At 71.3% G+C, this 12997-nt stretch carries 11 protein-coding genes and 1 pseudogene; 10 read left to right on the top strand and 2 right to left on the bottom strand.

The window, feature by feature from the left end; all coding sequences use genetic code 11:
* Positions 1-106: 106 nt before the first annotated feature.
* The 4 genes from AQJ54_RS17000 (at position 107) to AQJ54_RS16985 (ending at position 4502) form a co-directional block, all read left to right on the top strand.
* Positions 107-928, top strand: a complete 822-nt coding sequence (locus tag AQJ54_RS17000; RefSeq protein ID WP_062238220.1) for a hypothetical protein — start codon at positions 107-109, stop codon at positions 926-928.
* 61 nt (positions 929-989) lie between these two features.
* Complete coding sequence (locus AQJ54_RS16995; RefSeq protein WP_062238218.1) at positions 990-2309, top strand: copper amine oxidase; 1320 nt, start codon at positions 990-992, stop codon at positions 2307-2309.
* A 114-nt stretch (positions 2310-2423) separates the two neighbouring features.
* Positions 2424-3668 carry a DUF5919 domain-containing protein gene (locus tag AQJ54_RS16990; RefSeq protein ID WP_079069877.1) on the top strand — a complete coding sequence of 415 codons (1245 nt, stop codon included), beginning with the start codon at positions 2424-2426 and terminating at the stop codon, positions 3666-3668.
* Between the two features lie 111 nt (positions 3669-3779).
* Positions 3780-4502 carry a 3'-5' exonuclease gene (locus tag AQJ54_RS16985; protein ID WP_062238217.1) on the top strand — a complete coding sequence of 241 codons (723 nt, stop codon included), beginning with the start codon at positions 3780-3782 and terminating at the stop codon, positions 4500-4502.
* 7 nt (positions 4503-4509) lie between these two features.
* On the opposite strand, the gene AQJ54_RS16980 is transcribed toward AQJ54_RS16985, so the two are convergent.
* On the bottom strand, positions 4510-5499 hold the full coding sequence (locus tag AQJ54_RS16980) for a DMT family transporter (RefSeq protein ID WP_062022852.1): 990 nt from the start codon (positions 5497-5499) through the stop codon (positions 4510-4512).
* A gap of 80 nt (positions 5500-5579) precedes the next feature.
* Between AQJ54_RS16980 and AQJ54_RS16975 the strand changes: the two genes are divergently transcribed.
* Complete coding sequence (locus AQJ54_RS16975; RefSeq protein WP_062238694.1) at positions 5580-6488, top strand: LysR family transcriptional regulator; 909 nt, start codon at positions 5580-5582, stop codon at positions 6486-6488.
* 46 nt (positions 6489-6534) lie between these two features.
* On the opposite strand, the gene AQJ54_RS16970 is transcribed toward AQJ54_RS16975, so the two are convergent.
* The gene (locus AQJ54_RS16970; protein ID WP_062238215.1) at positions 6535-7389 is read right to left on the bottom strand and encodes a phosphotransferase enzyme family protein; all 855 of its coding nucleotides are present in this window, start codon (positions 7387-7389) and stop codon (positions 6535-6537) included.
* Positions 7390-7590: 201 nt separating this feature from the next.
* Here AQJ54_RS16970 and AQJ54_RS16965 point away from each other — a divergent pair, with 201 nt between their 5' ends.
* The 5 genes and pseudogenes from AQJ54_RS16965 to mgt all read left to right on the top strand — a co-directional run bounded on the left by AQJ54_RS16965 (position 7591) and on the right by mgt (position 12974).
* A complete protein-coding gene (locus AQJ54_RS16965) occupies positions 7591-8523 on the top strand; it encodes a carbohydrate ABC transporter permease (protein ID WP_062238212.1) in 933 nt (310 codons plus the stop codon).
* Positions 8520-9353, top strand: coding sequence for a carbohydrate ABC transporter permease (locus AQJ54_RS16960; RefSeq protein WP_062238210.1), 834 nt, complete (start codon positions 8520-8522; stop codon positions 9351-9353). The genes AQJ54_RS16965 and AQJ54_RS16960 overlap by 4 nt, the downstream gene beginning before the upstream one ends.
* Positions 9354-9367: 14 nt before the next feature.
* Positions 9368-10642 carry an ABC transporter substrate-binding protein gene (locus AQJ54_RS16955; protein WP_062238692.1) on the top strand — a complete coding sequence of 425 codons (1275 nt, stop codon included), beginning with the start codon at positions 9368-9370 and terminating at the stop codon, positions 10640-10642.
* Positions 10643-10905: 263 nt separating this feature from the next.
* The gene (gene erm / locus AQJ54_RS16950) at positions 10906-11679 is read left to right on the top strand and encodes an ErmE/ErmH/ErmO/ErmR family 23S rRNA (adenine(2058)-N(6))-methyltransferase (protein WP_062238208.1); all 774 of its coding nucleotides are present in this window, start codon (positions 10906-10908) and stop codon (positions 11677-11679) included.
* A gap of 64 nt (positions 11680-11743) precedes the next feature.
* Positions 11744-12974, top strand: a pseudogene (gene mgt / locus AQJ54_RS16945) (macrolide-inactivating glycosyltransferase).
* Positions 12975-12997 lie beyond the last annotated feature (23 nt).

Here is a 12997-nt window from a genome sequence, read left to right as displayed (position 1 = left end):
CCTCTTACCCAGCGACCGGCGCACAGGACGATCACAGGACCGCCCTGGGCCGAACCATTGGGGCATACACGTACTCCCGGAGTTCGCCGGGGAGTAGGGGGAAGATGTGCGCAAGATAGTGCACCGCCACCTCGGGAAGGTGGTGGCAGGTGCGGCCATCGCGGTGGCCGGGACCGCCGTGATGATCGGGATCACCCTGCCGGGCACGGCAGGGGCTGACGACCACCCGGCGGGGGCCACGACGGCCGCGGGTGGGTCCGCGGCGCAGGCCGGAGCGGGCCAGGACGGGGCGGTGGCGCCCGGAGTCGTCGAGCAGGCCCCGGCGGCCGAGGGGGAGAAGGGCAAGGGCCGCGACCCGCTCACCGACGACGAGATCAAGCGGGTGGAGCAGCTCGCCGTGAACCGGCAGATGTTCGACACCAGTGAGGACGTCGAGGGCGAGCGCGGCCCCGAGCGGCTCACCGTGGACCTCGCCGACCCGAAGGCCGACGAACTCGACGACCCGAACGCGCCCCGGCGCGCGGACGTGACGTTCTACGACTACCGGGACGACACCCTCGTCACCAAGACCGTCGACCTCGCCAGCGGCAAGGTCGTCGCGACCGGCACCCAGCACGGCGTGCAGCCGCCGCTGAGCCGTGCCGAGTACACGGAGGCCGCGAGCCTGCTGATCGCCGACCCGCTGGGCGCGGACCTCAAGGCCGACTACAAGGACGCCACCGACAAGGAACTCACCGACCCGAACCAGCTGCTGCTCACCGGCGCGGTGTACCGGGCGGTACCGGGCGGCCAGCCGGCCGTGCTCGACAAGTGCGGCGAGCACCGCTGCGTACGGCTGTTCCCGAAGGTCAAGAACGGCCCCTGGATCGACGCCAGGGCCTTCGTGATCGACCTCAGCGCCCGCAAGATCGCCAAGCTCGCCGGCTGAGCCGCGTCTCTCCTTCGTCCACTTTTCCCACCTGCTCCTTCCGCAAGGGAGTCATCTCTTCATGCGTGTCAACAGAATCAGCCGCGCGCGCAGGCACGCGGCCCTCGGCGTTTCCGTGGTCGCGCTGGCCGCCGGTGTCACCACCGGCGCGGGTCCGGCCGCCGCCCAGCCGAAGGCCGCCGCCGCGGCCGCCGCGGAGTGCAGCTCCGCCTACAAGATCGAGCAGAAGCTGTCCAGCGGCACGACCTGGAGCATGTGCTGGCGCTACGACGGCAAGGCCGGGCTCGTCCTGGAGGACATCTCCTACCAGCCCAAGGGTGAGGCCGCGCCGATCAAGGTCCTCAACAGCGCCAGGCTCGGCCAGATCCACGTCCCCTACGACGACGGCAGCGTCGAGTACGACGACCTGACCGGCTTCGGCTTCGCGCAGGGCCTGATGAACCTGGACCCGGGCGAGTGCCCCGGCGGCACCATCAAGAAGGTCAAGGTCCCCGACTCCTGGGACCCGGACCAGCCGGACGTCAGCGGCCTGTGCACCACGACCCGCTCCCGCGGCCACGCCTACCGCATGCAGGGCGACAGCGCCAACAAGGTCTACCAGGCCCAGGGCAAGGACCTGCTGGTCTACTCCGTGAACCAGGTCGGCTGGTACGAGTACATGACCGAGTGGCGCTTCCAGGACGACGGCACCATCACCATGAACCTCGGTGCGACCGGCAGCCTCTCCTACTACGACTACGACGCCGGCGACGGCCGCGGCTGGCCCATCGGCAAGGGCCCCCGCGCCCAGGCCACCAGCCACAGCCACAACGCGTTCTGGCGCCTGGACTTCGCCCTCGACGGCTCCTCCAAGAACCGCGTCGAGCAGTACGACTCGACGGTCACCGCCGCCGCCCCGGGCCAGCAGGCGCCCAGCACCAAGACCACCCGCACCCCGGTCACCAAGGAACTCGCCGGCGACGCCAAGAGCTACCGCTGGTGGCGGGTGGTCAGCGCGGTCGGCAAGAACAAGGACTGGCACCCGCGGTCGTACGAGATCGTCCCCGGCCCGAGCACCAAGTACCCGGGGCGCAGCTTCACCAAGCACGACGTGTACTTCACCGAGTACAACGAGTGCGAGCAGTTCGCCAGCAACAACCCCGGCAACTGCGGTGCGGGGGCGGGCAAGTCCGTCGACAAGTGGGTCAACGGCCAGACGCTCACCCACCCGGTGGTCTGGATGAACGTGGGCTTCCACCACATCGCCCGGGACGAGGACCAGCAGCCCATGCCGGTCCACTGGCAGGGATTCTCCATCGCCCCGAGGGACGTCACGGCTATGAATCCGCTCACTCCGGCCGAGCTCGCCGGGCAGAACGGACAGTGGACCCCCGGTAGTTGAGATTGACCCTGTCCATCCGGCTGCACCGCCGACCGCTCCCGGAGTACCCTTCCTTGATCGTTGGGTGGGGAGACCCTCCGGGTGGCACCCGGGGGAGCGGAAGGCGGTGCGCGGGTGGGCTCGGGAGGGCTGGAGTTGCCCCCTGGTGACGAGGGTCACGAGGGGAACTCCCAAGACGCCCCGCCCGGCACGGTGTCCCTGGCACGGCCGATGGACGCGGGAGCGACGATCGGGCCGGAGCTGGACTGGGACGCCGACGCCTGGCGTGAGGTGCGTACGCGCGCGCAGCGGGCGGGGCGGGCCTACATCTGGCTGAACCTCGTGGAACAGCGGCTGCGGGCCGTCGTGGCCGCCGTGCTGCGGCCCATCTACGAACCCGTCCACGGCCACGACGAGTGGGTGGTGGCCGCCGCCGGACCCGCCGGGCAGGAATGGGTCCAGCGCGCGGTGGCCGTCCGCGAGGTCAGCCGCCGCAAGGGCTATCTGCTCGACCCCGCGGACGACAACGTCCTCAGCTTCCTCACCCTGCCCCAGCTGCGCGAGCTGATGGTGCAGCACTGGCCGTGCTTCGAGCCCTACTTCGACGAGCGCCGGGACGTCGAACTGGCCCTGGACGAGCTGGAGGTGACCCGCAACGTCGTCTCCCGCAACCGCGCCCTGTCCGAGGCGGTCCTCGGCCAGGCCGAGCGCGCCTCCGCCAAGCTCCTGGAGATACTCGGCGCCGGCGGTGACGTGCCGTCCGCCCGGCGGCTGCCCGTGGACGCGGTCGAGGACCTGGTCGGCGACCGGTACGCCGACGTGGTCGCCGTCCACCCCGACCGGGTGCGGCTGCTGCGGCAGTTCCCCGCCGAGGACATCTTCGGCGGCGCCCGCCGTCTCGACGCCGTCGGCATCGGCCTCAACCTCCTCGTGCAGAACTTCTCCGGCCGCCGTCTGGTGCGGCTCGCCGAGGCCGGCTGCCGGGTGCGGCTGCTCTTCCTGAACCCGGCCTCCAGCGCGGTCAAGCGGCGCGAGCGGGAACTGGGCATGAAACGGGGCGAGTTGAGCCGCTCCGTGGAGATGAACATCCTCCACATGCGCCGGGTGCGCTCGCGGCTGCGCGACCCGGGGGCCTTCGAGATCCAGGTCTACGACGACACACCGCGCTTCTCGGCCTACCTCGTGGACGGCGACGGCACCGACGGCATAGCGGTCGTGCAGTCCTACCTGCGCCGGTCCCGGGGCATGGAGGCACCGGTGCTCGTGCTGCGCAACGGCAACCGGGTGGTGAAGGCGGGCGACGTGGACGACATCGGGCTCTTCCCCACCTACCGCGAGGAGTTCGAGACGAACTGGGCCGATTCACGCCCGGTGTCCTGAACTGTCCGGAACCGCAGGGTCGGTAAGCGGAACGCGGCCGTCTGATTGTCAGTGGCGCATGGGAAGGTGGAGACCACTGGGGGAAAGCACCACCACGAAGGGGGACCGCCCATGGGCTGGCACCAAGAGCTGCTGATCGGCTTCGACCTGGAGACCACCGGCACCGATCCGCGCGAGGCGCGCATCGTCACCGCCGCCGTCATCGAGGTCAGGGGCGGGCAGCCCATGGGGCACCGGGAGTGGCTGGCCGACCCGGGCGTCGAGATCCCGGCCGACGCCGTCGCGGTCCACGGCATCAGCAACGAGCGGGCGGCCGGCGAGGGCCGCCCCGCCGACCAGGTCGCCGACGCCGTCGCCGACGTCCTCACCACCTACTGGAGGACCGGCGTCCCGGTCGTCGCGTACAACGCCGCCTTCGACCTGAGCCTGCTCTCCGCCGAACTGCGCCGGTACGGCCTGCCGTCCCTGCGCGAGCGCCTGGGCGACCTCGACCCGGCCCCGGTCATCGACCCGTACACCATCGACCGCTCGGTGGACCGCTACCGCCGCGGCAAACGCAACCTCGAAGCCGTCTGCACCGAGTACGGCGTCGCCCTCGACGCGGCCCACGACGCCTCGGCCGACGCCCTCGCCGCGGCCCGGCTGGCCTGCGCGATAGCCGACCGCCACCCCAAGGTCGCCGCCTTCGGCCCGGCGGAACTGCACCGCCGCCAGATCGAGTGGTACGCGGAATGGGCGGCGGACTTCCAGGACTTCCTGCGCCGCAAGGGCGACGCGACCGCGGTGGTCGACGGCACCTGGCCGCTGCGCGAGCCGGCCGACGAGACGGTGTGAGAGACCCTCACGGGAGCAGAGCCGGCGGGGCGGGCGCCGAGCTGTCGCCCGGTGGCGTATCCGGGCACCCGATGTCCTGCTCGGCGGGCCGGACTTCCGTGCGACGCACGCCGGCCGCCCGGTGGGCACGCTCCACCGACTGCCCCCAGTAGGTACCGGTGACCATCAGGACCGCGCCGAGCCCCGTCAGCGCGGTGAAGTGCTCGCCGCCCAGCGCGACCCCGACCGCGGCCGCCCAGATCGGCTCGGTGCCCAGCAGCAGACTGGCCCGGCTGGCCGAGGTGCGCTGCACGGCCCAGGTCTGGGCGAGAAACGCGAACACACTGCAAAAAAGGGCGAGATAGAGCAGCTGGGTCCAGGTGGCGGTGTCCGCGTGGACCAGGTCCGGCAGGTCCCGTGCGGCCGGGACCAGGAACAGGCCGGTGCCGACGAGGGTCTGCACGGTCGTCAGGTGCAGCGGCCGTATCGCCCGGCCCGCGGTGAGCCGGCCGACCAGTGCCACATGGCCCGCCCGGACGACGGCGGCGCCGAGCATCAGCAGGTCGCCGAGGCGGGGCGCGTGGAAGCCGTTGCCCGCCATGAGGAGCCCGACGGCCAGGACGCACAGGCCGGCTGCGGCGTAGAAGACCGGCGGCAGCCCGCCCCGGTGACGCCCGCGGTCGAGAAGGGGGGTGAGCACGATGGTCAGGCTGATGATGAGTCCGGCGTTGGCGGCGCTGGTGTGGGCGACGCCATAGGTCTCGACGACCAGCACGGCGGCCTGGGTGAGGCCGAGAGGCAGACCGGCCCGCAGCTCCTCCCGCGTGAACCGGCGAGGCCCCCGGCCGGGAGCGGCGGCGACCACCCCCAGACACGCGAGCGCGGACAGGGCGTAGCGCGCGAACAGGACGAGCAGGACGGGAAGCGCGGCGGTGGCGGTCTGGGCGGACAGGTAACTCGAACCCCAGACGAGCGCGACCAGCAGAAGTACCGCATCGGTACGGCGGGCGTCGGACACCCGACCACCCTGCACCGAACCGTCCCTGAAGCCCAGAGCCAGTTTCTTCAACGATCTTTCAGTACTCCTACACTGTGGAGATGGACGAACGTCAGCTGCGGATCCTGCGGGAGCTGGGCGAACTGGGAAGCGTCACCGCGGTCGCCGAGGCGCTGCTGGTGACCCCCTCGGCGATCTCACAGCAGCTGCGGCTGCTCCAGCGCTCGGTGCGGGTGCCGCTGACCGAGCGCGACGGACGCCGACTGGTCCTCACCGACGCCGGCCAGGCCCTGGCGGGCGCGGCCATCGAGGTGGAGACGGCCCTGGCCCGCGCCCGGCACACGGTCGAGGAGTTCGCCGACCGTCCCGACGGCGAGGTCTCGGTGGCGGCGTTCCACAGCGCGGCCGCCGCGTTCTTCCCACCGCTGCTCCGCGCGCTGGCCCGCCCGGACGGCCCGGTGCCGAGACTGGCCGACGAGGACGTCCCGCAGGAGGACTTCCCGCGCCTGACCCGCGCGTACGACATCGTCCTGGCCCACCGTCTGGAGCACGCCCCCGCCTGGCCGCCCACGGTGACCGCCACCACGCTGCTGCGCGAACCCCTGGACGTGGCCATGCCGGCCGACCACCCCCTGGCCGCCAAGCGCCGGGTGACCCCGAAGGACGTGGCCGGTGAACCCTGGATCACGGTCCACGACGGCTTCCCGGTCATGGCCACCATCGAGGCGATCTCGGCGGCAGCGGGCCACCGCCTCCACCTGGCCCACCGCATCAACGAGTTCGCGGTGGCGGCGGAGGCGGTGGCAGCGGGCGGTGGCCTCGCACTGATGCCCCGCTGGACGATGCCCCGCCACCCGTCACTGACGCTGCGGCCCTTGAGCGGCGTCCAGGCAAGACGCCACATCGACGCCCTGTACCGCCCGGAGAGAACGGCGAGAAGGGCGGTCAGGACGGTCTTGGCAGAACTGAAGAAGGCAGCACTCTTGATTCAGGGTGAACAGACCCCCTAGGGGCGCGGGGAACTGCGCGACCAGCCACTACGGACCCGCACCCGCCCTAGAACGGATACCACCGCACAGTCGAATCACCGTCCCGCAACGAAGTCACCCTCCGCTCGAACTCCGTCAACGCCGCCGGATTAGAAGCCGCATGCTGCGCAACCCACGCACAACTCGCCGTCTCCCGAGCCCCCCGCAACACCGCACACCCCTCCCACTCCCGCACATCCCACCCATACGCACCCGTGAACGCGTCATAAGCCGCCGCAGGCACCCCGTACCGGTCCCGTGACAGCGCCATCACCACGAGATCGTGCTCGCGCAGGTCCGAGGAGAAGGTCTCCAGGTCGACCAGAACCGGCCCGGACGGTCCCACATGCACATTCCGCGGCAACGCGTCCCCATGAATCGCCCCCGGCACCAGATGAGGCGTCACCGCGGCCACCGCCTCCGCGAACCCGTCCCGCCGCTGTCGCAGATACTCCGCGTCGGCGGCGGAGATCGCGTCCCCCGCGAGCCGCAGCCACCGCTCCACACCCCCGAGCAGGTCCCGCGGCGGCAGCGCGAACGGCGGCGCCGGCAGCGCGTGCACCACCCGCAGCAGCTCGGCCAGATCCCGCGGCTCGGCGGGCCGTACGGCGTCCGGCAGCCGGTGCCACACCGTCACCGGGTGCCCCTCCACGAGCCGGGCCTTCGGCTCGGCCGCCCGCACCGCGGGCACTTCCGCCTCCGCGAGCCACACCGCGATGTCCAGTTCCCGGCGCGCCCGGTCGAGGAGTTCGGCGTCGCGGCCGACCTTGACGACCAGGTCACCGGCGGCGAACACGGCGTTCTCGCCGAGCGCGAGCAGCGGTGCCGAGGCCGGCAGCACCCCCGTCGCGTCCAGTACGTCCCGTGCCCGTGCCTCGTCCATGGTCCGGCCTCCAGTCGCCGTAGGTCCGCGTGCTCGCCCACGCCGGCGGGAACGGCGTGATCGGGCCAATCATCGGCCAGTCTCGCATCAGCACAGGTCGGCCCGTGTGCGCGGAGTCTTGACGGGGCACGGCGTGGTCACGACCATGACGGGGCCCACCTGGACCCGGACCGTCACGAGCCGCGCGAAGGAGCCGATCACGTGACAGTGGTGACCGCGACGAAGCGGCCGGCGCGGGACGCCCCGCACGCCGGGAGCAGGCGGAGTTCCGACCGTGGCGCCTGGTTCCTGGTCCTGCCCGCGCTGATCCCGATCCTGGTGCTCAGCGTGGGGCCCCTGCTCTACGGGATCCTGCTGGCCTTCACCGACGCCCAGTCCGGCCGGACCCGGGCCACGCAGTGGATCGGCGGCCTGAACTTCCAGGACCTGCTGCACGACACACTGTTCTGGGAGTCGTTCCGGATCGGTCTGGTGTGGGCGGTCGGCGTGACCGTCCCGCAGTTCCTGCTGGCGCTCGGGCTCGCCCTGCTCCTCGACCAGGACCTCAAACTGCGCTGGCTCGCCCGTGCCCTCGCGATCATCCCGTGGGCCATGCCGGAGGTCGTCGTCGGGGTGATGTGGCGGCTCGTCTACAACCCGGACGCCGGTGTCCTCAACGAGACGCTGCGCACCCTCGGCCTCGGTGACGGCCGGGACTGGCTGAGCGGCCTGTCCACCGCGCTGCCCGCCGTGATCGTCGTGGGGGTCTGGGCCGGGATGCCCCAGACGACGGTCACGCTGCTCGCCGGCCTCCAGAACACCCCGCACGAACTGCACGAGGCCGCCGCGATGGACGGCGCGGGCGCCTGGCGCCGCTTCCGCGCGGTCACCTGGCCCGCCCTGAGACCGGTCGCGCTCGCGATCACCGCGCTGAACTTCATCTGGAACTTCAACTCGTTCGCCCTGGTGTACGTGCTGACCAGCGGCGGTCCCGGTGGCCGGACCCGTCTCCCGATGCTCTTCGCCTACGAAGAGGCCTTCCGCTACGGACAGTTCGGTTACGCGGCCGCGATGGGGCTCGTGATGGTCGCGGTGATCTCCCTGCTCCTCGCGCTCTTCCTGGTGGGCCGGATCAAGGCAGGTGACGAGGCATGAGGACCAGCGCCGCCGGCCGCGTCGGCCAGTACGCCGCCCTCCTCGGATATCTCGTCTTCCTCGCCTTCCCCTTCCTCTGGCTGGTCTCCACCGCCTTCAAGTCCCCCCGTGAGCTGGGCAGTCCGCACCCCACCTGGATCCCGCGGCACCCCACCCTCGACAACTTCCGCCAGGCCTTCGACGAACAGCCCCTGCTGCGCGCCGCGGGCAACTCCCTGCTGGCCGCACTCGCCGCCGCCGTGATCGCCGTACTGATCGCGACGCCGCTCGCCTACGTCATGGCCCGGCAGCGCACCCGGCTCGCGAAGGCAGCCACCGGCTGGGTGGTGGTCAGCCAGGCCTTCCCGCTGGTGCTGGTGATCATCCCGCTGTTCCTGGTGCTCAAGGAGCTGCGGCTGATCAACTCCCTGGCGGGGCTGGTGATGGTGTACGTCGTGTGGGCGCTGCCGTTCGCGCTGTGGATGCTCGTCGGATACGTCCGTGCCGTGCCGGGCGAGCTGGAGGAGGCCGCTGCCGTCGACGGGGCCGGACGCCTCAGGACCCTGGTGTCGGTGACGGCGCCGCTGCTCGCGCCGGGGATCGTGGCGACGGCGCTGTTCGCCTTCATCACCGCGTGGAACGAGTTCTTCTTCGCGCTGGTCCTGCTGAAGACCCCGGAGAAACAGACCCTGCCGGTGGTCCTCACCCACTTCATCGGCGCGGAGGGCGTCGCCGACCTGGGACCGCTCGCGGCGGCGGCCTTCCTCGCCACCCTTCCCTCGCTGATCATCTTCGCGATCATCCAACGGCGGATCACAGGCGGCATGCTGGCCGGGGCGGTGAAGAGCTGATGCGTGAAGAGCTGATGCGCGCACGGTGGATCGTCGTCCTGATGCTGCTGCTCGCCGGCTGCACCCACGGCACCGGCGGCTCCGGCACGGGACCTGTCACCCTCCGCTTCCAGTCCCTCGCCTGGCAGGAGGAGTCCGTCGAGGCCAACAAGGCACTCGTGAAGGAGTGGAACGCGACCCACGCTGGGGTCAAGGTCGAGTACGTGCAGGGGAGTTGGGACAGCGTCCACGACCAGCTGCTCACCTCCTTCGAGGGCGGGGAGGCGCCGGACATCATCCACGACGCCTCCGACGACCTCGCGGACTTCGCCTACGGCGGTTACCTCGCCGACCTGAGCGACCTGCTGCCCCACCGCCTCAAGTCCGCGATTCCACAGCACAGTTGGGACACCACCACCTTCGGCGACGGGGTGTACGGCGTGCCCTTCCTCCAGGAACCCCGCGTCCTGATCGTCAACGCCACATGGCTGAAGGAGTCCGGCGTACGCGTCCCGACCGTTGAACACCCCTGGAGCTGGGCGGAGTTCCGGCAGATCACCGCACGGCTCAGCGGTGCCGGGAGATACGGCGTGGCCTGGCCGCTCAAGGAGCCCGTCTCCGCGACCCTCAACCTCTCCCTGTCGGCGGGCGGACAGCTCTTCCACCGGGATGCCGACGGCAAGGTGACCATCCGCTTCGAGCAGGCCGACGAGACCGTGCCGCGCACGATCCACGACCAGGCGAACACCGACCGCAGCGCGTCACCCACCACCCTCGGCAGCGGCGGCTCCGACACCCTGCCCGGATTCTTCGGCGGCAAGTACGCGATGGTCCCGCTCGGCTTCTCCTACCGCCAGCAGATCGCACAACAGGCGCCCAAGGGGTTCCGGTGGCAGGTGCTGCCCGCCCCGGCCGGCGCCGACGGGCTCACCCAGGGCGTCAGCCCGCAGACCCTGTCCGTCGCCGCGGACAGCCCGCACAAGAAGGAGGCCGCCGCGTTCATCGACTTCCTCCTCCGGCCGGAGAACATGGTCCGGCTGGCGCTCGGCGACTGGATGCTGCCGACCGGCACGCAGGCCCTCGCCGACCCCGCCCTGCACACCGCGAAGGACGGCTGGGCGACCGGAACCGCCCTCGCCCCGCACCTCCGCCCGGCGCCCGCACAGTCCGTGCGCGGCTACCCCGAGTGGAAGGACAAGGTGGCCACCCCCGCCCTCCAGGAGTACTACAGCGGCGCCATCGGCCTCGGTGAGCTGCGGAAACGGCTGGAGGACGACGGAAACCTGGTGCTCGCCCGCTACCAGCGCTGAAAACCGGTTGCCCGGGCCGACGGGGCCCGCCTAGCGTTCCGTCCGTGGCAGCGAACAACGCGATCATCTCGACCGGTCTCGGCCGGGGCAGTGCGCATTCCCAGCGGAAGCGCCGTGGCCCCGGAGCCCTGACCGGTCCGGGGAGCCACGCCCACCGCCGCTGACCGCACGCGGCCTGGTTCGTTCCTCACTCACTCTCCTGTTCTTCCGGTCAGGGCCTTCGTCTGCCCTTCTCCGCTCCCGGAAGACAAGGACCGCAGGCCATGGCCCGCCCCTCGCGCGTTTCTCGCGCGCTCTCGCAGAACTTCCTCACCGACCCCCGCGCCGCCGCGCGCCTCGCCGACATCGCCGTGTCCGACCGCGAGGCGTTGCTCCTCGAAGTCGGTGCCGGGAAAGGCGCCTTGACCGAGCATCTCGCTCCGCGATGCCGTCGGTTGCTGGCGTACGAGATCGACGACCGGCTCGTGCCGACCCTGACCGCACGCTTCTCCGCCCTGCCCCAAGTCCGGGTCGTGGCCGGGGACTTCCTCCGGGCGCGGCCTCCCCGGACGCCTTTCTCCGTCGTCGGCAACGTGCCGTTCTCCCGTACGTCGGCCGTCGTCGACTGGTGTCTGCGCGCACCGGCCCTCACCGACGCGACCCTCCTCACCCAGCTCGAGTACGCACGCAAACGGACCGGGGACTACGGGAGCTGGACCCTGCTGACGGTGCTGAGCTGGCCCCGGTACGAGTGGCGGCTGCTGGGGCGGGTCGGGCGGTACAGCTTTCGTCCCGTGCCTCGCGTCGACGCCGGGATCGTCCGGATCGAGCGTCGCCGTGCCCCGCTTCTCACCCCCGCGTCCCTGCACGGCTGGCGACGGCTGGTGGAACTCGGGTTCTCGGGGGTCGGCGGTTCGCTGCACGCGTCTCTGCGCCGGGAGCACCGACGGCACCGGGTGGACGAGGCGTTCCGGCGCGCCGGACTCGTTCGGGGAGTGCTGGTGGGGGAGGTGCCGCCCGAGTCCTGGCTGCGGATTCACGAGGTGCTCGCCTCATGAGGCCGGCACGAGGTGCGCGTCTCATGAGGCGAGCACGAGGTGCGCGTCTCATGAGGCCAATACATTGGACGAGACGTCTCGTCTCGCCTATGCTCTCCGGCATGACCAGTCGCTCGCACATCGCCATGTTCTCCACCGCCAACCACGGCCACGTGAACCCCAGTCTGGAAGTGATCCGGGAACTCGTCGCGCGCGGGCACCGGGTCACGTACGCCATTCCGCCGCTGCTCGCCGAGAAGGTCGCCGAGACCGGGGCGGAGGTGAAGCCCTGGAACTCCACGCTGCCCGGGCCCGACGACGACCCGTCGGCCTGGGGGAGCGAGCTGCTCGACCACGTGGAGCTCTTCCTGGACGACGCCGTCCAGGCCCTGCCCCAGCTCGCCGAGGCCTACGACGGCGACGCACCGGATCTCGTCCTGCACGACATCACCGCCTACCCGGCCCGGATCCTCGCCCATCGCTGGGGCGTGCCGGCGATCTCCCTCTCGCCGAACCTCGTCGCCTGGGAGGGATACGAGGAGGAGGTCGCCGAGCCACTGTGGGCCGGGCCGAGGAGCACCGAACGGGGCCAGGCCTACTACGCCCGTTTCCAGGGGTGGTTGGAGGAGAACGGGATCGCCATGCACCCGGATCCCTTCGTCGGCCGCCCCGACCGCTCCCTCGTCCTGATCCCGAAGGCGCTCCAGCCCCACGCCGACCGGGTCGACGAAACGGTGTACACCTTCGTCGGCGCCTGTCAGGGCGACCGCGCCGCGCAGGGGGAGTGGCGGCGGCCGGACGCGGCCGAGAAGGTGGTGCTCGTCTCCCTCGGCTCCTCCTTCACCAAGCGGCCCGACTTCTACAAGGAGTGCCTGCGGGCCTTCGGCGACCTACCCGGCTGGCACCTCGTGCTCCAGATCGGCGCGCACGTGGCCCCGGCCGACCTGGGTGCCGTACCGGACAACGTCGAAGTGCGCTCGTGGGTACCGCAGTTGGCGATCCTCAGGCAGGCCGACCTGTTCGTCACCCACGCGGGTGCGGGCGGCAGCCAGGAGGGACTGGCGACCGCCACACCGATGATCGCCGTACCGCAGGCCGTGGACCAGTTCGGCAACGCGGACATGCTCGGCGCCCTCGGGGTCGCCCGGCGGATCGACACCGAGGACGCCACCGCCGAGGCACTGCGTGCGGCCGCGCTCGCACTCGTCGACGACCCCGAAGTCGCCAGGAGGCTCAAGGAGGTTCAGGCGGAGATGGCCCAGGAGGGCGGCACGCGTCGGGCGGCCGATCTGATCGAGGCCGCACTGCGCGCATGAGTGAGGGCCCGTTGGCACCCCGG

This window comes from Streptomyces griseorubiginosus (assembly GCF_001514195.1).
Classification (GTDB): domain Bacteria; phylum Actinomycetota; class Actinomycetes; order Streptomycetales; family Streptomycetaceae; genus Streptomyces; species Streptomyces griseorubiginosus.
The sequence above is the reverse complement of the archived record's forward strand: the minus strand, read 5'-3'. Positions and strand labels throughout refer to the sequence as shown.